Genomic DNA, 21,392 nt, shown 5'->3' with positions numbered 1-21,392 from the left:
TATAGGGGCCAATCCAGCGACCTGGCATACTATTTTTAAGGTTAGAAAGAATTGCTGCTGTATTACCGTTATCCAGCACATCTACATTTGCTGAGTCTGCGATAAATTGAGCAAGGACGTTAGCCATTACCGTAGCCTGCCTGAGAGCTTTATTCACCTGTGCTGAAGAAGCCTTACCAGATGAAAATCCGCTAACTAACGCAGCAAGGGCTAAATAATCAGCCTGAGAAATTACGTTTGCGCTGTTTCCAGTTGCAAAAGCTTTAAAATCATTGGTAGGCATTATAAATCTTCTCCCCAGTTTCCAGAGTCAAATCCGGATATATATTCGTTATCTACATCAAAACCAAAAAAAGAATAGCCACCATTTGACGGAATCTGTATTTCTCTCACTTTTACACCCGCAGCTTTAACTGTCATATATCCGTTTTGGATAGCCCACCATAGTTCAGCATTAACCTGATCGATGGGATTCAGGTCATAGCGAGATGGAATGTAACCGGGAGGTAATGCGATGAATGGCCCCTTATTAACTGCGCTATCGAGAATCATCCTGTCAATTTCACTGATAACAACCGTAGGGTCAGGAAGTATCCATATAGAAATGGACATATCCTGATTATCGACAATTGCCATACGAATACCCGATCCTGTCAGGGCATTGTCGAGAATCTTAGGCAATGTGTCGTTCTGCCCGTTCCAGTTATTAATAGCAATTTTGACTTTTAGCACCAGTCGATAAACTTCGTCACTCAGGTCAAGAAACCCATCATCAGGATCGAAAGGTCCCTGCCAGACGCCCTGGTCCCAGCCAAGTTTTTCTGTATCCCACGAGAAATACACGCCAGAGATAGGCGTCCTGACCCTGCGCTTGCGGCCTATCCATTCACCCAAAATATCCAGCTGCTGGCCGATGGCGGTATCAATGTCAAAATCATGAATCATGCTTGTCATTGCAGCTGAAACGTCGATTAGCGGTCGCGTTGAGAGGTCGATGTGTGCAAAAAACTTAGGTTTCCCTGCGTGATAGTTCGTTATCCTGTCAGTGTATTTACTCATACAGACACTTCCAGATTAATGTCCGCAACCCTGCAGGATGCGGAGTGATCGAAATCTATTACGATATTGGTCGCTGCCACTCCTGCCGAAGAGGTACCAATCAGCAATTCGGTAATGTCGTAATATCTGGAATTTCCGCCGCTAACTACGCCCAGGTTTGCCGGAGAGTAAATGCGGCTCAGCAGGACACTGGCGCCAATGGCCAGCGAGTTGATATACGCAGCCACGGCTGCTTTTATCTCGTCCCCTACCTGCGAGGTGTATCCCGTCAGTGGACTGATGGTAATTTTCACAAAAACAGGAACATCAACTGGTCGTGAGAATCCGACAGGGTGAGGGCTCCCGTACTTATCTGGAACGATAATTACCGTACTACCAAATGGTGTGGAACCCTGACCTTTAACTCCGCGAAGAGTGTTAGCAATGACTGTTGCGTCACCTCCTTCGACAATGGCGGCTATCGAGTGTGGAGGGAGGCCATTAGCATCAGGTGTGTCCTGATCGTTCTCATACAGCTTGTGACGCGTTACGCCCTCAATATTTGCTATCGCTCCGTCAACAGCTTCAAATGGCGTGACAGACGGCAACGCAACGCTCTGAGATTGTCGCACACGTAGTTCAGCATTAGTTTCAGCAGCGACACCCACAGTGGCCGCTAGCGGGTTAGTCGCTGACACCCATCCTCGTGTCGGGGTATTAATTTTATTAACTGAACCAGCCAACGCAGCAACCGCTCCCGGAGTGGTACACGTAGCTGTAGCAATCGCCGTCCCATCAATACCGATCACTACCTGTGCAGGAAAGTTCCAGATGATACCGTTAGTATCTTTAACAGAACCGTTTGTGATGATCGTTCCTGGCTCGCCCACCAGCAATTCATCGACTGTAGAATTTGTCGCAGCCCGGCGAGATATACCGTTAATTTTAACGTTGCTCGTCAGTGCGTCATTCAGTGCCGTTGACGGGGAAAAAGAGCGGTAAACTGTTATGGCGGTGTTATTGGCATCGTGAATGGCCAGAGCCACCAGCGCCACCATCTGTCCGTCTTTGCTGTCGGGGTCGAGATAGGAATCACTGCCGTAAATCTGCTGAAAATATCCCGTTATGGTATCCAGTACCGTTTGATAATCGGGCGCACTTATCCCCTCAGCGGTTACCGTTGCCGATAAGCCGAGTGTGTCGAGGTCCAAAGACATTACGCCTCCGAGGTTACTGTGGTTGTCCCGTAGATGGTTTCCACCGTTGCTGTGAACGTTACACGCCGCGTACGGCCATCAACTTCGGTGTTAAATTCGGTGATGCCGCTAACGCCCTGCGTTTCCAGGATGCGCCGGCGGATAGCCAGGTTATAGGTATCCGGTCGTTGTTTGCCGAGGACTGACTGAATCCAGGGCGTTCCCTCAGTTGTGTCGAGGAACCACTGACCGTACCAGAGCAGGAATCGCGTTTTTATGGCCTGCGCGACGACCTCCGGAGAGTTCACCAGCCAGGTATCATCGCCCTGGCCGAATGTGTAATCACCGTCATCATCCTCTCGTCGATATCTCATTGCGGTACCCCTGTGCTACCACCGCCAGGCTCAACGCCGCCGTGGGTATGACCGATCTGGCTGATGCCACCAGCGACCTGATCGCCGGTTGATGTGATTTCGCCATTGACCTGCAGGGGTCCGTTGATGGTTATCTGTGGGCTGGTGATGGTCACTGCGCCGCCGGCGGCCAGTTCAATGAATGCGGCGCCGTCGTCGGTACGCAGCTGCGCGGCCGTGGTGCTGATACCGCTGATTTTCTTCGCCTGCGACTGCGGGCCCACGATACAGAACGCATCAGACAAATCATGCATACGCCCGTCTACCGGCTCCTGTATGCCGCCGCTCTGCCACCAGAAATCAATGCAGCGGTCGGCAAAGATAACCAGGCATTCGTCGCCTTCTTTAACGGGAAATGTCAGCGTGCAGCCACCACCGCGAGGGAATACGACAGGAACATCCACCAGCAGCGGGTAATCCTGCGTTGACGTATTGCCGTCGTTGTCACGCTCGATGTAGCGGATCGCCGGCTGAACAAGAGCCGTCACAGCATCAGGATCGAAAGACTGGATGATACCGGGCATTGCAACACGCATTTGCTCGCTGAGCACCTTTCGCTCAGACGCCAGTACCTCCGCCAGCGCGCCACTTCGGGTTTTATCGGATATCGCCATTACTTTACTCCGGGCATTAAAAAACCCGCCGAAGCGGGTCTGTTTTATGTATTAGTAAAATCTAAGACGCAACTAATAGTTCTTTATTATTTTGGGCTTCTTCTGCTATCTCAAGAGAGCGGTAGTATTGCAATGCAGCGGGATCTGCAACGTATTCAACTTTACCGTGATGCTCCTCAACGCACTGAATTATTTTGTTTAAGTCCGTTTTAAAGAACTCTTTGCGAAGGTTAACCTTATTCATTCGCTCACTGCTTAGTTTGTTATGCAATGCATACTCAAGGGCTGGCGCATCGTCACAGCTAATCATTGCGTGCACATCGAATTCGAATGGCACGCTTGCTCCGCTTAGCTCACTTACTCGGTCGAGTGGCTCAAGGCGGCGCGTCATGCCTATTTTGAATACATTTTCACCAAATGAACCGATATTTGAAATGATATAAACATGGCCCTGTTTAGTCATCTGAGCCATTGATTTCGCTCGCTCATACTGCTTGTGAACGTCCTCAATCTCTTGCTCCAACTGACGGCGGGTTTCTTCTAGTTCCTGGCGGTGTTCTTCATCAGCAGCCAATAGCGCTTCTTCTACTGCTTTGCGCCGTGCTTCAAGCTCTTGCTCTTTGGCTTCAGCTTCTTGTTGCTGCCTTTCCAACTCTTCAGCACGCTGCCTTTCCTCTCGCATTTGACGTTTAATTTCATTCTGGGCGTCACGCTCATCCTGTGCAGCCTGCAGTTCCAGGACCTTATCCCTAAATTCTTTTTCTACCACCTTCCAGTCAGAATGGTCGCGTAGTTGGAAGAAATCATATTTAGCAATTAACGTCTGGTAAATTGCTTTTTCTCTTCTGATATCTTCGAGTTTTTTCTCGAAGTTTCTCAGAGTGACAGAAGCGAGAAGGGTCTTACGTTTGTATCGGTAGGTATCATCAAGAACCTTCTGTATCTCTTCTTGTGCTGAGTGGTGCTGTTCACGGAATATGGTTTCAAAATCAAACGCAAAATCGACAGCCTTACCGAGGATTTCCTTACTTTTTATCCTATTTATCTCGATAATCTGCCTGAGCTCGTTTTTCAGATTGTTATGCTCAACTTCACGAGCAATATCTTTATTCTTATACTTTTCAATTACTTCTTCTTTTTCTTCAATTTCAGCCGCCAGTGATTTTTGATTCCTTAGCTCAAGATACTCAACAACCTTTTTATGTTTGCTTATCAAATACCTATAAGTTATATAAGCACCTATAGCAGCCCCCACTCCTAAGACTATCAATATTGGATACAGCGCTTCCATTTACAGTTACCCCAGAATTAACAATTAGAATCATCTGGAATATACAGGATCTAACCTTTGGAGCGCCATACCAAGGCGGCCTTATAGCTTAGCCAGAGACCTTTTTGCAGGGGAAGGAACCTATGATCTTCGGGGCATCCATGCTGTTTTGCAGTAGCTGGACGTTGAGGAATGCCTTTCCGTCGCGCTTTACAAACTCAAAGCCATAGTTGTTGCCATCACGCGCAGGCATAAGGCCCATGTCCATTTTCATGTTCGCGTAGTCGCCACTCTTACCCAAAAACTTTATTTTCTGAGATGTGACTGTTTCTCCGTTGATAACGGTCATTCCATCACCTGTCATCACATAATTTCCACACTGAATTGCAGCCATTACTGGGGTTGAAGTCACCGAGAACAACGCCAAACAGAAAATTTTCATTAAAGCCCTCTTTCCCTCGCCGATGAGGAAACAAGATCCATCGCGCCACGCGCTTCACACATCATATCCATGTACCACGCCTGGCCCCTTGTGTCGCCAGTGTACATAATGCCACGCACAATATAAACGCCGTCAGTCGCAATACTGGCAGGCTGTGCGGTCGTTCCTTCAATGGTGATGTTTCCGTTGTTGTTCTGGTCAGTGATACGCCCTTGCGTCATGGCGATATCGTTATTCCCCAGCACGGTACGGAACACAGAAGCTTGATTCAGCTCGATCAGCCCATTGACGCGAATGTTAGGGTTAATCAGGCAACGAACGTTGACACCGCTACCGATGGTCTGCTGCGGCATGCCGATCAAACCGGTGGCGCTGTTCAGTTGAATAGCATCGTGAACCACTTCGTTTTTCGCCACCATCTCCCGCTTGCCATCAACAAACATCCAGTCAGCCTGGCACTGATCGGCTACGTTATCCATGAGGTGACGCGTCATGCCAAACAGAACCCGACCGCGCGGGAAGACCGTAGCCGGCATGGCTGGCGTATTCCCTTCCTTCGCTCCTTTGGCGTTGAAGTCCTTCATCAGCGCCGCATTGACGTCGGCAACCGTATACCCGGCCGCCAGTGTCTGGGCCGTAATAGAGGTGGCAAATGCGCGGTCAGAATCAGCAGCCTGGATAAGCACAAAGCTGTCGATGGGGTTGTCTTTTCCTGTGATGGTGTAGCGGATCTCGCCATCAAAGATAAGCCCATAATTTCGGCCGTCCATCTGCCCTATCTCATTAGGGTTAACCGTCCTTGCTACACCAACCTGACTTTCCGAAACATCGGCCGCTATCCCGTCGTAGCCGGCGATCACCCTGATGCGGGTAAATTCATCGCCGACGATACGGTTAACGGTATCCGCGGCGAGGTTATAAACCTTGAAGGTGCCTACGCGGGTTTCGCTACTGAGGTTAAACCAGTCAATGGTAAACGTGACTTTGAAACTACCGAAGTCGGTGACATTGCCTTTCGAGTCAACAAGCTGCAACTCGAAATGCCGCATCCAGTTTTGAGACATGATTACTCCGTTACCGCGTAAAGGTGGCTGTTAATTCCAAGGTCGCTTTCGGTGGGGTTGTCATTTGCCGGGTTATCACAGCCGACATATAGCGAAAACCCCAGGCCGAGATAGCGATACTGCGCCAGCAGGTCGGCGCCGGTGATTAGCGGCATACCCTTAATCAGGTCGGCGCCGGTGCTGTCCATAATATCCAGGCACCAGAACGCCGCCCGCCAGGTTATCGCCATCTGAAAACTCTGACCCGCCAGTGATATAGAAAACACCTGGTTTTCAGGTGAGAGCGGGATTTCTGATACGGCCATTTACCCTCCGGAAGCAAAGCCAGCCAGTCGACTCAAAAGTGATTCGTTTTTGGGCGTTGGCGTTTTTACCCCTGAGTTCTGAACCGCTGAGGTATCAGCCCCCAGTTTCATGTCGGCCTTTGCCGCTACCTGCGTTGTAGTCGTGCTGGTGACTATGACCTCGCGAAGTGTCAGCACTGCTGAAAGAACATTTTCTGACGTTCTGTCGGTAGTGACTTCCAGCGCACGGATCAGCATGTTGGTATACAGTCGCTTGCCAGTAACCACATCAAAGGGAACCCTGCTGCTTTGCAGGTCCAACAGCTCCTGATACGTTTCTTTCGGGCTAAGCCCTGCGCTCAACCCGATAGAGGTGGTGTCGAGGAAATCGAGCAGTGACCCACCGCCGGCAAAACCGACCTGCATAACCACTTCAGACGGCCGGCGGTAGGCATGATCAGAAATTGCAGCACCGACCTCTACAGGGTGTTCGGTAATTTCCAGCGTGTCATTGTGCTTTTCAGAAATGACGACACTGGGAACTATCAGCCCGATCCGCCGACTCTGCTGCTGAAATAGCGTTGAGAGAATATCCATCAGCCGGCCCCACTTTGGTTAACCCGCAATACCCTGGCGTTTGCTTCAAGTTGACGCCGCCCGACTTCCTGGCCGACCTCCTGAGCGTTTGCGCCATAGATGTTATAGGTGTTCTGCTGTTGAACTTGCGCACCAGCAGCCTGATGAGCCAGTGGGCTATTCCAGTTCGAATAGCCCTCCTTGCGGGCCATAGACTGCATCAGAGCCCCCATCGTATTCGGGTCGGACAGGTTAAGCGCTGCCGTAGGCGATACCCCCATCCACCCGGCGACCTGTCGGGCATACTGCTGCGGGTCGTTATTGTCGCCCGCGGGCGCCCAGGTGCTGACGATATCCATGATGGTTTGCAGGCGTCGGCCGGTAGTTTTACCGGTAAAGTAGCGCATCAGCTGGTTTTTCATTGCCGCCCAGCCTTCGAGCGCAGATCCAAAGTTACGGAACCCTCCGCCGCCTACAGGTCGAATATTCCCCGGATTGTTGTTCCGATCGGCAAGAGTTTTCTGGTTATGCTCATACCAGCCGCCATCACTGAAGCGGGTTTTAACCTCTTCCCAGAAACCAAGGACCTTACCCCGAGCGTTAACGGCGCTACTGGTTACCCCAGGCAGAACATCAGGCTGATCGCTCCCCTGTTTCAGTAGCGCTTTACCGATGCTGGCGGCATCCGACCAGCGGCCGTCTTTGATGGCATTCAGCAGGTCGCCAATCAGGCTCAGCATTTTGCTGAATTCGCCCATCTGGGTAATAAAGTTGCTGAAGTCCCATTTCAGAGACCACGATTTAGGATCGATATTCAGCAGCTTCGCCAGCGCTATTCCCAGATCAGTGACCGTTTTCTTCAGGTCACCTACCAACTTCACTGCTGCATCAACTTCAGGCTTCCATTTCCCCCAGTCGATGAGGCTTTTACCGCCTTCCTTCCAGGTTTGGTAATCCTCCCAAAGCAACGCTATCGCGGCCGCAAGACCGAGAACCCACGTAATCGGCGACGCCAGCATTGCGCGGTTAAGCAGCCACCACGCGGCAGTCAGCGCACCCAGCAGCTCTATCAGCTCCTGCGACTGTTTATCGAGAGAATCCCACCAGCTGCTGATACTCTGGCCCAACTGAATAAGGCGGTAAATTACCCGCCCCACCATCTCGCCAGCCCAGAGAATACCCTTAACCGTCGCAGTGATTGCGCCTTCGATTTTCGGGAAGTTATCCAGAATCTGGCGACGCAGTCGATCCAGTGACCCGGTCAAGCCATCAGCCAGGCTGGAGCCGATTTTGTCCCTGGCCATGCCGGCCATTTCACCAAGGGACCGAAGCGAAGTCATAAATCGGTTCGATGCAGCAGCGGCCTGTTCGGGATTAAACCCGATGGCCTTTTTCATGGCGTTGTACTGCCCCATGTACTCGCCGATACCGCGACGCATAGCCATCAGGGTATTTTCATCAATACCCAGCATTTGCGCGTACTGGTTTGCACGGTAGTAAGGCATGCTGCTGAGGCGCTGGCCGACGCCGGTAAAGATCGTCGCCATGTCCCGCATATTGCCTTTAGCATCGCGGGTCTGCACACTCAGGCGGTTAAGGAAGCCTTCGGCGCCGGGATTATTACGCACGAACCGTGACAGGTTTTCCAGAGAGCCGCGGGCGGCGTCCACGCTGCCGCCTACCTGGCTAACTGCATACCCGATTTGCTTGATGCCCTCTACCGTCGCCCCGGTGCGCTGAGAGGCCCAATAAAGGTTATCGAGGCTGCTGGCGATTTTCGCGGTGAACGCGACAACAGAAAGCGCTGCCGCTTCGACCTTGACGCCCAGCTCAATCGCTTTCAGCGTCGTACCCGCCACTACAGCATCGAACTTTTTAGCACCGGCCTCGTCAACGTTAAACCCAAGCGAGATCAGAAAGTCCTTGAGCGTTTCAGCGTTCATTGTCCTCTCTCCATTTCGCTATGCGGTATTCGTTATCGGCTTTAAGGTCAAGCCAGTCATTCATGCGGGCAACATCGGCCAGGTCGACCGAGCCGTCTTTAAGTGCGGTGTATTTGATGTACCCGGCATCCACCGGGCGCATCAGGAAGCTTTCGCCTTCCGGCAGGGTTTCCAGCGTCAGACCGCTGGCGGGGTGGGCGTCTCGCTGACGGGGAGTTCTTTCAAAAAATTTCCCAGACTATCGGCGACCACCCGCGCCACCAGCTGCAGCATGGTAAACAGGTCCGTATCGTCGAACATCAGTACGCCCTGATCGAACACCTTCGCCCAGCCCTTTTCGTGCTGGCGGGAAACGACGCTCAGGCACGGATGAATCACCGCGTTAACGTCCTCGTCCGGCAGCGCTGCCAGCGTGTCAGCAATTTTCGGCAGTATGCTTTCCAGCACTGCACCAGAGTTACCCGCAGCGGCCTGAGCTTTCAGCGTGGAAAATTCGCTGACGAGCCCAGCCAGCACCGGCAGCAGCTTACGGCTGACCTTCAGTTGCTGGAATACGTCGAGTTTGGCGGTGCGATAATTAACGCCTTTGATTTCAAATTCCATCTGTTAAAACTCCCCCAGCAGCTGGTCAATCTTGCCGCAGTCAAAAACCCACGACACTGTGTTGCCAACCTTTGCGTTGGCGTGATCCGGCTGTTTCTGGAAGGCACATGAACGCGCTGTAGAGATGTCGCCAGAGACCTTGTTTCGCACAACGATGACGTTGTTACCCCAGGTGGCTGAAGACTGGCTCTGTGCGTTGTACATCAGAGACAGCTTTTTGTTGACCGGGGAGATCTTAAGCAGCGTTACCGTGATTGTGCCGCTCTTACCGGCGTGAAGGCTGTGCATCACTTCCCCGTCAGCGCCAACGGTCATGGTGTTTTTCGCCTCTGCCATGACTACGGTGATCCCCTCTTCGGAGTTCGCCGAGCCATAGCCCAGGTCGATACTACCGGTCGGGCCCGTCAGGGATGCAGAGACGTCAATAAAACTATAGGTTCCGCTCATGGTCGCTCCTTATCGCACCACGTTAATCTGCACGTCGGCATAGTGAATCGCCCCTGCCAGTTTAATGGCCGCCTGAATCACCGGCGACTTACGCGCTTCCCTGTCAGATTGTGCCTGGTTGGCTACCGCGTCGGCGTGGACGTAGTAACCCTTGGTCAGCGTGTCACCGGATTCAATCTGGCCAATCGGGCCACCATTCCAGACGCCCGGAGCAATCAGGCCGTTATTCACCGCCTGATCCAGCGACGCTTCGACGTTGGTCATTAACCGGGTAACGCCGGCATCGGTCTGCGGAATTTTAGTGGTCGAGGTGTACAGCAGGTTAAAGAGATTGGTCTGAACGTAGTTTTGCAGCCAGTCCAGCCCGTGGCGCTCGTCGAAGAAGTCACCGTTAGCCATTACACCCTGCTGGATAATCGCAGTGTCGTTGGCGTAGTAGACGTAGACGTTACCGTTAATGGCATCAATGGCGGCTGCCTGCGCGGTCGTCAGCGTCTCGTACAACACGCCAGGCTCGGTTTTGAACTTCAGGGTGATAGTGGTGTTGTTGCCTGTGAAATTGACCGTAAACGCACGACCAAAGGCCGAGATAGCGGCATATTTGCTGCTGGTACTGTACTGCCAGAACGTACGGGAGTAGCCCGCCGCCTTCAGCTTGTAGCCGATATTGTCGGTATTACCGGATACCAGTACATTCGCGTCATCAGTGGTAACCGCCAGAATACGGCTCAGACTGGAAGCCTCGATCGCCGCGGACACCGAAATCACATCCGCTTCAACCAGATCGGCGCTATCGGCAATCGCCAGGCCGTACCAGTTGGTGTATTGCAGTGAGGCATTAACCGCCTGCAGCAGGGTTTCTACCGTGCCGGTTTCACCCTCCGCCAGCGTTTTCGCCCAGCGGCCGATATAGACCAGAGTGGGTTTTGGTGACTGTGAAAAGAAGATGGTCGCCGCCTCGTACTCGGGAGAATCGAAACCAAAATCATCGCCGATATCCTCAATGGCTGAATACTGGCGAATACGCTCAGTGACCGGGATAACCGTAGAGGTACCCAGAATGAGGAGCGCACCGAAGTTACGCCCCGTTGCCGCTACCGGTGACATGATGACGTCAACGTTAACGACATTGGAAACAGGTAAGCCCTGTGCCATGTCTTAATCTCCAAAGAATTTCACTGGCGCGTCGACCAGCGATTTAATGCCGTACTGGCGGATGATTTTGCGGCGCAGGTCAACGCTGATATCGTAGCGGCGCACCCACTGGTTATTGATGAGTTCGGGCAGATTAAGAAGCCGCCCATGCTGCAGGAACGTCAGCCCGACGCGGTTCAGTTCGTCGTTGTTCTGAGCCACCAGCAGGCCATCACGAAAGCGCGTGGCCATCGCCAGACCTCGCGGGCCGTAAAAACAGAGGATCAAGCTGATGGTTTCATGCGACCACTGCTCGGTGTTCTCTTCGCCCTGCACGTACGCGGGGTTGAAGTCCTCCTGGATGCCGGTAATACCGAACGCGCACCAGGTGGTGCCGTTTTTGGGTATCTGTTTTTGCGGGTCGGTCCAGCGCGGGTAAACCAGCGTAGCATCCAATCCGGTCACGCCCCGTATCCAGCGACTGATTAGCCGCTCCAGATCTTCATCGTAGGGCGGCGAATCCCCGACTGGTGTCAGGTACCCCGCCGTTGTGCTGTTATTACTCAATTGGCGTTCCCCCATCGAATTCCATCAGCTCGCAATGCGCCTGAACGAAACCGGCACCGTATGCCGTGTACGGGTCGACAAAGGTCACGCGGTACTCTCTGCCCCTGTACGTCACAGTGTCAGCGTCTAACCCTGGCTGGCCCTGCGTCAGGCGGAATTGCGTAGCAATGAATATCGCCCCGTCGATGTTCTGTCCGGCGGCCATGCGCTTCGCTTCCAGAGAACGGTCGACAGTCACCACGCCAGAGAACGGGATATCCTGCGCGGTGTTAACCGGGAAGTTATCCTCATCAACCGTCTGCACCTGCCGGTGACATACCAGCGTCATATCGACAAAATCCGGGTCTAACAGGACCTCAGTTACATCGAGTAACGGCATTATTTTTTCCTCACGACGTAGTTAATCGCCCGCAACAGGAAGCCATGCGCATAAAGCGGCTTGTCGCCAGGTAATCCCTGCGCTCGCCGGCGCTGGAGCGTTTTCTCCGAGAGAGGCGTGAGGCGGTCACCGTCACCGATAACCGCTTTTGCAGCGTCTCGGGCAATCTGGCCGGCGGCTTCAAGATGCTGCTCCGCCAGCCCGGATTGCCCCTCAAGCGCCGCCTGTGCAGCGAGTTTTAACCGGGCCGTAGTTTTATCCCGCGAATCCTCAATCCCCATGTCGAGAAAAGGCCTGGGCGGAAGCGTGACGGTTTCGCCGTCTATCTCCACCGTGGCGCCAGTTGATTGCAGGTAACCAATTTCTGCATTGTTCAGCGGCCCTTCTTCACGTTGCGCCTTATCCGCCGGAATACCCACCAGCACGTCAGTACCGGATAGCTGTTTCAACGCATCCAGAACACTGGCGTAATTGTCCTCGCGAACCGTTAGCCCCGATTTCATAACAACTGCCTGCCGCCGGCGCCGAACATCGACCACCACCAGAAAAACTCGCGGCCGTATCCGGTGTTGTTCCAGAACCCTGCATCAGGGTTGATAATCCCCGACACGTCGTAGCTGGCGCTGACTTTATCGACGGATTTAGACGTCAAAACACCACCGCCGGCGGAGTTGACCCCGCCACCGATAGCAGATGCCGCAATCGCCCGCCCGCGCAGTTCGGTATAGTGCGCGACGAAAAGCTCAGCCAGATAAACGAACTGATCGCCCAGCACGTCCTGATTGAGGATGACGTCGGCTTGCCCCAGATAGAAACTCACTGCGGGGTCAGGATAGCGGGTGGTGTCGGAGAACTCGGGGAAGTCGGTGCGGAATTTATCACTTGTTGGTAGAAGACTGTTTTTTGGCATTGCCAGCCTCCTGCTTTCCATCGTCAGTAACAGGATTTTCAGCTGCAGCCTTCAGATCAGCGATTTCCTTATCTTTATCGGCTATCTGGATTAATAACGCAGCGTTAGCGCTTTCCAGAGAGGCGACATAAACCTTCAGATCAGCGTTAGCCGCTTCAAGCTGTTCTGCTTCTGCGTCGTCGATCTGCTTTGCATAAGCTTCAAAAGCCCAGTGGGATTTAACACTATCCGGGAAGTCAGCGCCGCTATGGACGCCTTTGGTGATTTCAAACTTAGAACCATCCGCGAGGCTTAACGTTGCGGCAGCAGTTACGAGATACTTCATGTGATTACTCCGTTAGAGGGCGAGGCTTCCCTCGCCCACATTGGTTATCAGGATGCCGGAACGTCCAGGTAAGAGAGCGTATTGGAATACGGCACTTCAACCTGCCCCAGTTTTCCGTAGTACACGGTCAGTTGCTGCATGCTGCGGTACTCCAGCGGCGTGTTCAGCAGCGGCACCATCGGGAAGCGAATGTACTTTTCGTCCTGAGTGTATGCGACGATACGGTGAGAGCCACCAGCACCACGTTTTGACGCCCACTTGATGGAGACGATCTCCAGCGGTTCACCATTCTCCTGAAATGCGATGCTGTTGATTTTCACGTACTCCAGAACGGAGATGTTGCCAGCAGAGGAAACCTTTTTAATGGTCAGCAGACCAAAAAGCTCTGGCGCCAGGCCGATTTTTGCCGGGCATACCGCATAACCAGAACGCATCCACACGTCGGTCAGCAGCAGGTTAATATCCTGCAGGATGACGTCCGGATCGGTTGTAGCGGTCCATGCTGCGGCGGCAGCAAGCGGCGTGATATCTGGCAGGTTAAGCATGCCGGCCACGCCCAGACCAGAGTCACCGACATACACCTGCTCATCGGTATCCATGTTCCATTTTAGCTTCATCGCTTCGTACTTCTGGACATCGATAGGACGTCCCAGCTTCTGAGCGGATGCCAGCTCAAGAACGGTCCATGACACTTCCGTCGCCCACGGCGTCAGGTTGTTACGAGTAGGTTCAATGTTGAGCTCAGGGCCAGGCGTTGCCGTGCCCTTCTTACCCATCCAGTTTTTACCCATCGGGTTTGGGCCGCCAACGCTGGAGAAATCAGTGTTGGTGAAGGATGATACTTCGTCCGCAATGGAGATATCGCTACGCAGTGGCATATCACGGGTCCACTTAACGGACACCAGCGGCATGTTCAGCGTTTGATCCATGCGCTCCAGCTCACCGACTACAAAGGCGCCGGTAGAGTCGATAGTCGCTCTGTCAACTGTAAACATTCATTCTTCCTCAGATGTTAAATGCGATTTCGATACGACCGTCGGCTTCGCCTGGCCCCATTACCTCTGCATTCGTCAGCTGAGGTGTGTTCTCTGCAGTAGCGTCCGGCGTCAGTACAAAAGAACCGACAGGGCTTGCAGTTGTGCCCGCAGTCACGCGCACGTATACCGGATCACCTTTTTTCGCCGTAGCGGCATTGCCTGCAGTTGCTTTGACGCAGATATAACCGCGCTTGAGGTTGTCACCAACCTGGTTGGCGGTAACGCCGAGATAGGCCAGGTCTGGCGCCGACGTGATAGGGAATGGACGTACGAAAATCCCTTTCACTTTGTCGATGGTGTCGCCATCCACCAGGGGGACGAATTGATCGTTGACGTACTTACCCGGCAGGCCGTAGGTTGAAAATAAGTTGGTGTGGTCCAGAGTAACCGGCTCAATAGTCAGATCACGCGGACGCGTTACTGCACCGACAAACCCAAGGGGCATGCGGGTTAAATATGCATTTCCAGCCATGTTGAATTACCTTATTTGCGCTTGTTCCAGAAATCGGCGTTGATCTTGTTCAGCTCTGCCGGTGACATGTTTTTGGTGCTGTGGTTGCTGTCGGTTGTACGAACGCCGTTATTCAGCGGCAGCAGGTGGTTTTTAGCCTTGTTGATTTCGACAGCGGCCTTAAATACAGCGTCAACAGTGGACTTTGGCGCCTTGCTGAAGTCTTCCACGCCAAACGCTTTCAGGCTGTCACCGGTGCGCATAGCGTGACTCAATACCTGGCGCTTAAGACCTTTGTCGCCGTTCGGCTGGAAGCCAGGGCAGATGATTTCAGCGTCAGCGATGATATTGCGCTTGAACGCAGCGTCACCGGTCACCTTCTTATCTTCTTCCGCGTCTTCGTCGCCGGTCGGTGTGTCTTCCGGGTCGGAATCGGTTGTCTTGCCTTCCAGTGCGTCGATACGGGCGATCAGCGCCTGCGCCCACTCGGGCACGCCTTCGTCTCCGGTCTTCTCTTTCTCCGGTTCGTCTGGCGTTTCGTCTGTGGTAGTCCTGTTTTCGGTCGGCAGCGCAGTAGCCTGTGATGGCACGTTGATGTTGATCGTCGGTCCGGGGATTGAGCCCATGCCATCAGACGGCATGTCCGGTGCTTCGTCGATGAGCTTCGCTAAAGCGTCCTCATCTTTCGTCTTAATGGCCTTAGCCAAGTTTTTAAACCATGACATTATTGGCTTTTCCTTTCTTAACGTTGATGGGACAGAATCCCCGATTGCACAGCGGCCGCCAGCCCGCCCCCGGTCAATGCCGACGGCCAGGTGGTTACCCGTGATCTGGTATTGCTTCCCCTTACCCGGGGAGAGCTGTTTATATTTGGCGTCGTAGCCGCAGCTGACGTCGGTATAGCCAGCCTGAATGGCGTCGATAGCCTCCTGCCTCTTAACCAGCACATCCGCTATCAGCAGGTCTGATTTATTGCCAGTGCCGCGGCGAACATTCTGAATATGTCCGTGGGCCAGATCGGAGTAGTTGGAGGGGTTAACAAAGACGATTTCGCCATTCGCCCCTTCTGGATGCTCCAGCGTGACGGCGACGCCCTCAAAGCTCGCCATAGTCTCAGTGGAGAAAACCTCATCCTCCGTTCGCCAGACCGTCACCGTGCCGGTTAATGGGTCAGGCTCAAGGTCCACCTCTTCAGGCAGGTAAATCTGCGTGCCAGTTCGTGCGATGGGAACGTCTTTGCAAAGCAATGAGCCATCGGCCTGCAGGTATCGCGTCTCCCCCAGCCTGGCGGTAAAGTAATATTTCATGGTGCCTCGCTAGATAAGCGCGGGGTCAGAGTTGCGAATGAACTCACGGAGTAGCGCCTTAACCTGGCGGACGTTGCCGCGACCAGTGGCTTTTAACTCTGAGAGCTCGCCAACAGCGCGGTAACGTGCAGTGATGCCGCCCATCGATATTTCGATAACTCTGCGGTCGCCGGCTCGCTTTGATTCGATCTGGACCTTTTTCATTCTCACCTCTTCGGGCAACAAAAAAGGCCGCTCAGTGGCGACCTTCTGGACAGGGATAATTGTTCGAAATAGCGGGCTATTTAACATAATGGTTCTTACCCGCACCACCAAAAATGGACTGGATTAAAATGTCCCCTTAAGGTCGCAAAATGCCCGGTTTAATAGGCTATTTCCGCCTCTTTTCCACCACAACATTTTGATAACATTTCGCGGGTTCGAGGTTTCAACCAAAATGACAGGGATAAGCTGCGTTTTTCATTTTCTCGGCTCAGGGATCTGCACTTCCGACCAGCATTTGCAGTTCGGCAGGCACCCGGCGTGCCCGGTCATTCCATCGAGTGTTGGCGGGTTATCCCAGCGCACAAACTTATCTTTCATCTTGCGATGCGATGGCCGGGTGCCAGCGCCTTCAATACGCCACCAGTAGCCCTCAGAACCAACCGCCAGCGCTCTCGCCTGGGTCAGTGCGCCGGTAGCCCTCCCAATTTCCGTGCGGGCTATCATGCGTGCCCTGCTGGCCGCTACACCGCCAGTCTGCATAATCATCTCGTAGAGCTGATCCGGGCGCTCACCGTTGACCATCGCCTCAATGGCTCGGGTCTGGATATCGCGCACCCGGTCGGCAGATTCCAGGGGGAGAGATTTCATCAGTTGTATCTGGCGATACACGATATCCTGCGCCACCTGGCCGACGGGCGTATTACCCATCACATCGCGAAGCCCTGCGCCAATTTCCTCGGATACGGACCGCCACTGCTGCCACTCCTCCTGTTCGACCTGGGCGAGCATTTTCTTGCCGACCATTTCCGCCCAATCGTCAATCACCATCGAGTAGTCAAGAAGCCGGGAAGCGATGCTGTCAGCGCTGGCCTGTGAACCATCGTAAGAGCCCGTGACGATTTGGTTTATCTGGTCGACTATCGCCAACAGGCTTTTCTGATACTGGCGCTCCGACCGGCGGCGGAGGTTCGGTTTCAGATTCAGCCTCCTCCCACTGGGCTTTCGCATCTTCAATATCCTTGTCAGTGATTGAACCACCGATGCCGATCACATCGGAGATATTCCGCAGGTCGTTCATTGCTGCGTGTACCGGCATGATCTGGCGGTCTACCAACGCAGTGAGCGCCGTAGCGACGTTGTTAGCCATCGTTGAGCGGTCGGTGTCGGACATCTCCCAGAGCTTGTTAAACTCGAAGGTGAAGTCATCTGGCAGCGGCTGGCCAAAGAGAGAGCGCCAACTGACATCCAGCAACTTGCGTACATGGCGACGTAGCCGGCGCTCCTGCAACGAGTTAACGCGGCTGTAGTAGTTCTCCAGGTCACCATCACCGGTATTAAACCCCGCGGGGGATTGCCCGAACAGGCGAACCAGCGGGATACCCGTAGCGCCCGAAACCTGCTCAGCAAAGCGTAGAAGCACATCGGCCACGCCTGCGAACGAATAGCTGTGCGTTTCGAACTTGTCCGAGGCATCCATGATGGTCATGCCTTCGATGGTCTGGAATTCTCGGATCATGGCCAGGTGACGCATCAGTCCTTTTTCAAGGTCGCCACCCGTAGCCAGTATCGTGCGCAATTTCTCAATGCTGTAGGTTCGGAGGTGAGCTTTGTGGATCAGCTGCGTGGTGCCAACTGTCGCCGTATCGAATGCCTGAATGCGTTCAAAGATGCGCTCGACAACAGACATACCCCAGCCGTTTTCCGTCTGCGCCTGCTGGAATGGCAATGAGTCGCCCTCCATGCGGATAAGGCGGCTGTGATGGATTTTCCAGGGGGGAATACCCTGCTGGTTAACCACAACCTTGTAAAACTTCGGCTTTCCAAACTCAGGCCCGTAGTCAGTCACCAGGTTGTTGTAGGTCGGATTGACCATCCAGCGATCCAGCGCCATGACGCCTTTAAACTGGCCCTCTTTGATGCGGTCAATATTTAACGGAGTGGACATGTCCTGCCCGTCAATCAGCATGACCAAAATCGCGCCACCGTACAGTCGGGACCACTTCAGGACATCATTCACCCCATCCCAGATAGCGAAGTCATCCCAGAAGGTTTCTACTTTGCCCTTCTGGCCGGGCTCCAGCTTTGAGCTGATGCTGATCCCCTTTCGGGTCATATCATCGGCCATAGAGTCAACGCCAGCGCCTACCAGAAACGATGACCGGTAGGCAAATTCCAGCATCACACGGTTGCGCGTGATATAACCTGGAACGTACGTGCCGCCGGTCTGGATGTTCTGGGTATTGGTGCCAAGTTTGGCTGTGAAATTGTTGTACCCGTCAGCGGTCCTAACGGGCTGTTGTGCGCCGTTATGGCGTTTCTTACGGGACATATTAAGCTCCAGCCAGTTTGGCCCAGATATCGAGGGATGAATCCATTGGCGCGTAGTTAATCATCACGGAGTCGGCCAGGTTAGGTGACTTGGTTCCTTCTGGCTGCTTGTCCACCAGGATCTTACCGACGGCGTTTTTGGACCATGTGGGCTGCGACAGTTCCATCAGAAGCCGGTCTTTATTTTCCATAGTGCTACTGATGGAAATAATATGATCGGGGTTATAGTCCATTCCCTGCAGCGCGCGAAAGGTATTACGGAACAGCTTGCGGAGATGCCACCAGCTTTGGGCTTTAGCATTCGCAAACATATCTTTGTTCAGGCGGGCAGGTTTGCCGTTATCGCCGGGCACAGCTTCATCCTCTGGATCAAAGACACTGCCACTACCTCGGAATGGGGTCGCAGTGATGTAACCCAGCCGTTCGGCTTGGCGAAGTTCGTTAATCACCCGCGCATCACCGCGGGCGCCGGCACCGAGTCCGTCTTCATCGAAGCGGAACTCATCGAGGCCGAAATCATCACAATAGCCAAAGACCTTAACGACAGAGGCGTAAATATCGCTCCCTTCACCAGACCATTCTTTGACGTCCTGCAGCAGGAAGCCGTAACGCGCCGAGAAGCCGTTTTTATCCTTACCCTCGTCCGCAACATCCATCGCGCCGAGTCGCTGGCCGCTGGGCTGAATGCCCAGCTTAATATGCGCATCGACAGCAGCCTGCACCCACTCAGAGGGGATCAGGATGCCTTCAGCGGACGCCTGATAGTTCAGGTCAAGTTCCTGGGCGACGATGACCGGGTTATCAATTTTCTCGCATTCCTTGCGGTACCACTCATCATCCTTGCGCGGGTCACTGCGCCAGTGAAAAGTAAATACAGGGATTTTTCCGCTGTGTCGCTTCTGCGCGAATGGGTTACTCATGCCGTTGACCGACGAAAGATCGATACGGCAGCGCGTAGTTTGAGAAAGAGCGGCATCTATCAGTAGCGGACGCTGAAGAAAAGCCGCCTCATCCACAAAATAAAGGGTCGTACGGTCACCGCGGCCGATGTTATCGCCAGCCTCCCCCTTAATAACAGCCCCCGTCTCCGGGAACTCAACGCGCATGTAAGGGGCGTGCTTTTTTTCCGTCCATGAGCCGCGGAACTCAACGGGCAGCATCTCAACAAACTTTCGAGCCTTCCAGAAAAGTGCCTTCGGGTCACCTGTGCTGTCCACGTACTCCTCTTTACGGGAGCCGAAACCAATCACCATTTCTTTGTTGAAGAGGCACAGCGAACAGGCAAGCCCTATCGAGGTCCAGCTCAGGCCCATTTCGCGACTCTTTTCCGTAAGCCCGTGCTCGAGCCGGCGCCGGCGATCCATTATCCAGTTAATCCACTCTTCCTGTTTCGGGAATAGCAGAAAAGGAATTGTTGCCGGTAAGCCGTAATCGAGGTTTCGCGGGTCCGTGGTCATGCCCCAGTCGATAATGAACTGCGCCGGGTCGTTACGATAAAACTGCGTAAGTGCGGGGAGAACACCAGGGTTCTGCCTGATGCGCTGCAGGCGTTCCATCCTCCACTCAAAAACCATGTTGTAGTCAGGATTTTTGAAGTCGAATGTAAAGGGCAGCGGCATCTTGATCACTCTCATCATTGTTCTTTGCCAATGCAAAAAACGAGTATATCTTTAATTTGTAACCATTCATTTCGAATGGTTTAAGGAGAAAAAAATGGGTTACTTCGAGATATATAAAACTCAGAAAGATTACTCACAGCGTTATTACTTCGTCCTCAAGGCTGGCAATCATGAGATTATTGCGACAAGTGAGATGTATTACACCAAAGGAGGCGCGGAAAACGGCATTCGCTCCGTTCAGATAAACGGCCCTTCGACAGATGTTCGTGATCGTACTGGGGAATAAGGAACTGATTTAAGATTAATAAGGGAGGCGCCCACCTCCCTATCTTACTACATTACAAATATGTTAAAAAACGGCCCCATTTAACATAATGACCGTTACCCGCACCACGGGATCGGCACTCATCATCGATTCAGCTCGAAACACCGGTTTATGCGGGTTAGCTGGTTAAAAGTGGCAAAAATACAGTGAATAAAACGTGCATAAATCAGGGTCGAAAATGCATAGAGTTTTTAACCTGCGTAATGCTTGTTTTTCGCACTTTACCCCATCAGCTTCTTGTACGCATCGGCTGCTTCCTGCGGGGTCATTGCTACGGTCTCTGTTTTAACTGGCCCGCCACCCGGCCCGCTAACTTCTGATTTCTTCGGCGCTTCCCAGTCCTGCATTTCTGCCAACTGCTTAATCGCAGCTTTCGGATCGTGCATCTTCAGTTTGATGCCGTCTTTGCCGGTAGTCAGTTCGGCGATAGCGCTCATCGCGTCAGGGTCCTGCAATGAAGAATTCCTGAAGCTCCAGACAGCCTGGAAGACCGGTTGCCCGTCTTCATCTTCACCAACAATACTGTTGCTGAACTCGGCAATGTCGGCAATCGAGGTGCGCCCCATCTTTGACAAGCGCTTTAAGGCTTCCTCACGGGTCATGATTGCCTCGTCGACAATCTCGCCCTGCACTGATTTGAGAAAGGCTTGCACACCAAGATTTGTAAAGATCTGACTCGCTGAATTGCGGACAGCTTCTGGCGTCTTAGCCTTCCCCTTCGCAGCCTTATAGGCGTCCGTCTGATTCTTACCTTTAATGATGGCCAGAGCGAATCTTTTTTGTAGCGGAGTCAGCACATCGAAAAGCTTCTGCTGCTCTGCCGTGAGCTTTTTCGATGCCATACAGAACATTCCTCTGGGTTACGTTGATACTTCTTCGAGAATCCCGAGACCATACTCACTAAAAACTTACATAA

At 53.1% G+C, this 21,392-nt stretch carries 28 protein-coding genes and 1 pseudogene; 1 reads left to right on the top strand and 28 read right to left on the bottom strand.

Annotated elements, in window-relative coordinates; genetic code table 11:
* Nucleotides 1-25 precede the first annotated feature (25 nt).
* The 27 genes and pseudogenes from EGY08_RS30865 to EGY08_RS28615 all read right to left on the bottom strand — a co-directional run.
* Nucleotides 26-283, bottom strand: a pseudogene (locus EGY08_RS30865) (hypothetical protein); the annotation flags it as partial.
* Nucleotides 283-1,059, bottom strand: coding sequence for a DUF2612 domain-containing protein (locus EGY08_RS28740; RefSeq protein ID WP_123829287.1), 777 nt, complete (start codon nucleotides 1,057-1,059; stop codon nucleotides 283-285). The pseudogene EGY08_RS30865 and the gene EGY08_RS28740, both read right to left, overlap by 1 nt.
* The gene (locus tag EGY08_RS28735; RefSeq protein WP_049073642.1) at nucleotides 1,056-2,255 is read right to left on the bottom strand and encodes a baseplate J/gp47 family protein; all 1,200 of its coding nucleotides are present in this window, start codon (nucleotides 2,253-2,255) and stop codon (nucleotides 1,056-1,058) included. Before EGY08_RS28735 ends, EGY08_RS28740 begins: the two co-directional genes overlap by 4 nt.
* Entirely contained in the window at nucleotides 2,255-2,608 is a 354-nt protein-coding gene (locus tag EGY08_RS28730) for a hypothetical protein (protein WP_123829286.1), read from the bottom strand. Before EGY08_RS28730 ends, EGY08_RS28735 begins: the two co-directional genes overlap by 1 nt.
* Nucleotides 2,605-3,261, bottom strand: coding sequence for a Gp138 family membrane-puncturing spike protein (locus EGY08_RS28725; RefSeq protein ID WP_123829285.1), 657 nt, complete (start codon nucleotides 3,259-3,261; stop codon nucleotides 2,605-2,607). The genes EGY08_RS28730 and EGY08_RS28725 overlap by 4 nt, the downstream gene beginning before the upstream one ends.
* 61 nt (nucleotides 3,262-3,322) lie before the next feature.
* Nucleotides 3,323-4,552 carry a GIY-YIG nuclease family protein gene (locus tag EGY08_RS28720; protein WP_032419941.1) on the bottom strand — a complete coding sequence of 410 codons (1,230 nt, stop codon included), beginning with the start codon at nucleotides 4,550-4,552 and terminating at the stop codon, nucleotides 3,323-3,325.
* Nucleotides 4,553-4,640: 88 nt separating this feature from the next.
* The gene (locus tag EGY08_RS28715) at nucleotides 4,641-4,973 is read right to left on the bottom strand and encodes a hypothetical protein (RefSeq protein ID WP_123829284.1); all 333 of its coding nucleotides are present in this window, start codon (nucleotides 4,971-4,973) and stop codon (nucleotides 4,641-4,643) included.
* Entirely contained in the window at nucleotides 4,973-6,037 is a 1,065-nt protein-coding gene (locus tag EGY08_RS28710; protein ID WP_123829283.1) for a hypothetical protein, read from the bottom strand. The genes EGY08_RS28715 and EGY08_RS28710 overlap by 1 nt, the downstream gene beginning before the upstream one ends.
* A 2-nt stretch (nucleotides 6,038-6,039) precedes the next feature.
* On the bottom strand, nucleotides 6,040-6,342 hold the full coding sequence (locus tag EGY08_RS28705) for a phage baseplate plug family protein (RefSeq protein ID WP_123829282.1): 303 nt from the start codon (nucleotides 6,340-6,342) through the stop codon (nucleotides 6,040-6,042).
* Nucleotides 6,343-6,918 (bottom strand): phage baseplate protein, encoded by a 576-nt coding sequence (locus EGY08_RS28700; RefSeq protein ID WP_123829281.1) that lies wholly within the window; start codon nucleotides 6,916-6,918, stop codon nucleotides 6,343-6,345.
* Nucleotides 6,918-8,840, bottom strand: a complete 1,923-nt coding sequence (locus EGY08_RS28695) for a hypothetical protein (RefSeq protein ID WP_123829280.1) — start codon at nucleotides 8,838-8,840, stop codon at nucleotides 6,918-6,920. Before EGY08_RS28695 ends, EGY08_RS28700 begins: the two co-directional genes overlap by 1 nt.
* Nucleotides 8,830-8,982 carry a DUF6889 family protein gene (locus EGY08_RS28690; RefSeq protein ID WP_064364859.1) on the bottom strand — a complete coding sequence of 51 codons (153 nt, stop codon included), beginning with the start codon at nucleotides 8,980-8,982 and terminating at the stop codon, nucleotides 8,830-8,832. Before EGY08_RS28690 ends, EGY08_RS28695 begins: the two co-directional genes overlap by 11 nt.
* Before the next feature lie 35 nt (nucleotides 8,983-9,017).
* Nucleotides 9,018-9,443: a phage tail assembly chaperone gene (locus tag EGY08_RS28685; protein WP_123829279.1), complete on the bottom strand. Its 426-nt coding sequence runs from the start codon at nucleotides 9,441-9,443 to the stop codon at nucleotides 9,018-9,020.
* Nucleotides 9,444-9,446: 3 nt separating this feature from the next.
* On the bottom strand, nucleotides 9,447-9,890 hold the full coding sequence (locus EGY08_RS28680) for a DUF3277 family protein (RefSeq protein ID WP_123829278.1): 444 nt from the start codon (nucleotides 9,888-9,890) through the stop codon (nucleotides 9,447-9,449).
* Between the two features lie 9 nt (nucleotides 9,891-9,899).
* Complete coding sequence (locus EGY08_RS28675; RefSeq protein WP_123829277.1) at nucleotides 9,900-11,045, bottom strand: DUF3383 family protein; 1,146 nt, start codon at nucleotides 11,043-11,045, stop codon at nucleotides 9,900-9,902.
* A gap of 3 nt (nucleotides 11,046-11,048) precedes the next feature.
* Nucleotides 11,049-11,591 carry a hypothetical protein gene (locus tag EGY08_RS28670; RefSeq protein ID WP_241866319.1) on the bottom strand — a complete coding sequence of 181 codons (543 nt, stop codon included), beginning with the start codon at nucleotides 11,589-11,591 and terminating at the stop codon, nucleotides 11,049-11,051.
* Nucleotides 11,584-11,970 carry a head-tail adaptor gene (locus EGY08_RS28665; RefSeq protein WP_123829276.1) on the bottom strand — a complete coding sequence of 129 codons (387 nt, stop codon included), beginning with the start codon at nucleotides 11,968-11,970 and terminating at the stop codon, nucleotides 11,584-11,586. The genes EGY08_RS28670 and EGY08_RS28665 overlap by 8 nt, the downstream gene beginning before the upstream one ends.
* Nucleotides 11,970-12,473: a hypothetical protein gene (locus EGY08_RS28660; RefSeq protein WP_104460118.1), complete on the bottom strand. Its 504-nt coding sequence runs from the start codon at nucleotides 12,471-12,473 to the stop codon at nucleotides 11,970-11,972. Before EGY08_RS28660 ends, EGY08_RS28665 begins: the two co-directional genes overlap by 1 nt.
* Nucleotides 12,470-12,880 (bottom strand): DUF4054 domain-containing protein, encoded by a 411-nt coding sequence (locus tag EGY08_RS28655; RefSeq protein WP_104460117.1) that lies wholly within the window; start codon nucleotides 12,878-12,880, stop codon nucleotides 12,470-12,472. The genes EGY08_RS28660 and EGY08_RS28655 overlap by 4 nt, the downstream gene beginning before the upstream one ends.
* Nucleotides 12,849-13,205 (bottom strand): STY1053 family phage-associated protein, encoded by a 357-nt coding sequence (locus tag EGY08_RS28650; RefSeq protein WP_104460116.1) that lies wholly within the window; start codon nucleotides 13,203-13,205, stop codon nucleotides 12,849-12,851. The genes EGY08_RS28655 and EGY08_RS28650 overlap by 32 nt, the downstream gene beginning before the upstream one ends.
* 47 nt (nucleotides 13,206-13,252) lie before the next feature.
* Complete coding sequence (locus EGY08_RS28645; protein WP_123829275.1) at nucleotides 13,253-14,200, bottom strand: DUF2184 domain-containing protein; 948 nt, start codon at nucleotides 14,198-14,200, stop codon at nucleotides 13,253-13,255.
* Between the two features lie 10 nt (nucleotides 14,201-14,210).
* The gene (locus EGY08_RS28640; RefSeq protein WP_104460115.1) at nucleotides 14,211-14,714 is read right to left on the bottom strand and encodes a structural cement protein Gp24; all 504 of its coding nucleotides are present in this window, start codon (nucleotides 14,712-14,714) and stop codon (nucleotides 14,211-14,213) included.
* 11 nt (nucleotides 14,715-14,725) lie between these two features.
* The gene (locus EGY08_RS28635; RefSeq protein ID WP_104460114.1) at nucleotides 14,726-16,000 is read right to left on the bottom strand and encodes a DUF2213 domain-containing protein; all 1,275 of its coding nucleotides are present in this window, start codon (nucleotides 15,998-16,000) and stop codon (nucleotides 14,726-14,728) included.
* A gap of 9 nt (nucleotides 16,001-16,009) precedes the next feature.
* Nucleotides 16,010-16,204, bottom strand: a complete 195-nt coding sequence (locus EGY08_RS28630) for a hypothetical protein (RefSeq protein WP_123829274.1) — start codon at nucleotides 16,202-16,204, stop codon at nucleotides 16,010-16,012.
* A gap of 255 nt (nucleotides 16,205-16,459) precedes the next feature.
* On the bottom strand, nucleotides 16,460-17,008 hold the full coding sequence (locus tag EGY08_RS28625) for a phage minor head protein (RefSeq protein WP_123829465.1): 549 nt from the start codon (nucleotides 17,006-17,008) through the stop codon (nucleotides 16,460-16,462).
* Nucleotides 17,009-17,063: 55 nt separating this feature from the next.
* Nucleotides 17,064-18,533, bottom strand: coding sequence for a DUF1073 domain-containing protein (locus EGY08_RS28620; RefSeq protein WP_123829273.1), 1,470 nt, complete (start codon nucleotides 18,531-18,533; stop codon nucleotides 17,064-17,066).
* Nucleotide 18,534: 1 nt separating this feature from the next.
* The gene (locus tag EGY08_RS28615; protein ID WP_123829464.1) at nucleotides 18,535-20,151 is read right to left on the bottom strand and encodes a TerL protein; all 1,617 of its coding nucleotides are present in this window, start codon (nucleotides 20,149-20,151) and stop codon (nucleotides 18,535-18,537) included.
* 94 nt (nucleotides 20,152-20,245) lie between these two features.
* Between EGY08_RS28615 and EGY08_RS28610 the strand changes: the two genes are divergently transcribed.
* Entirely contained in the window at nucleotides 20,246-20,437 is a 192-nt protein-coding gene (locus EGY08_RS28610) for a YegP family protein (protein WP_123829272.1), read from the top strand.
* Nucleotides 20,438-20,697: 260 nt separating this feature from the next.
* Here the strand turns inward: EGY08_RS28610 and EGY08_RS28605 are convergent, their stop codons facing one another.
* Nucleotides 20,698-21,318: a terminase small subunit gene (locus tag EGY08_RS28605; protein WP_123829271.1), complete on the bottom strand. Its 621-nt coding sequence runs from the start codon at nucleotides 21,316-21,318 to the stop codon at nucleotides 20,698-20,700.
* Nucleotides 21,319-21,392 lie beyond the last annotated feature (74 nt).

The sequence above is a fragment of the Klebsiella sp. FDAARGOS_511 genome, from assembly GCF_003812845.1.
GTDB classification, from domain to species: Bacteria; Pseudomonadota; Gammaproteobacteria; order Enterobacterales; family Enterobacteriaceae; genus Klebsiella; species Klebsiella grimontii.
The sequence above is the reverse complement of the archived record's forward strand: the minus strand, read 5'-3'. Positions and strand labels throughout refer to the sequence as shown.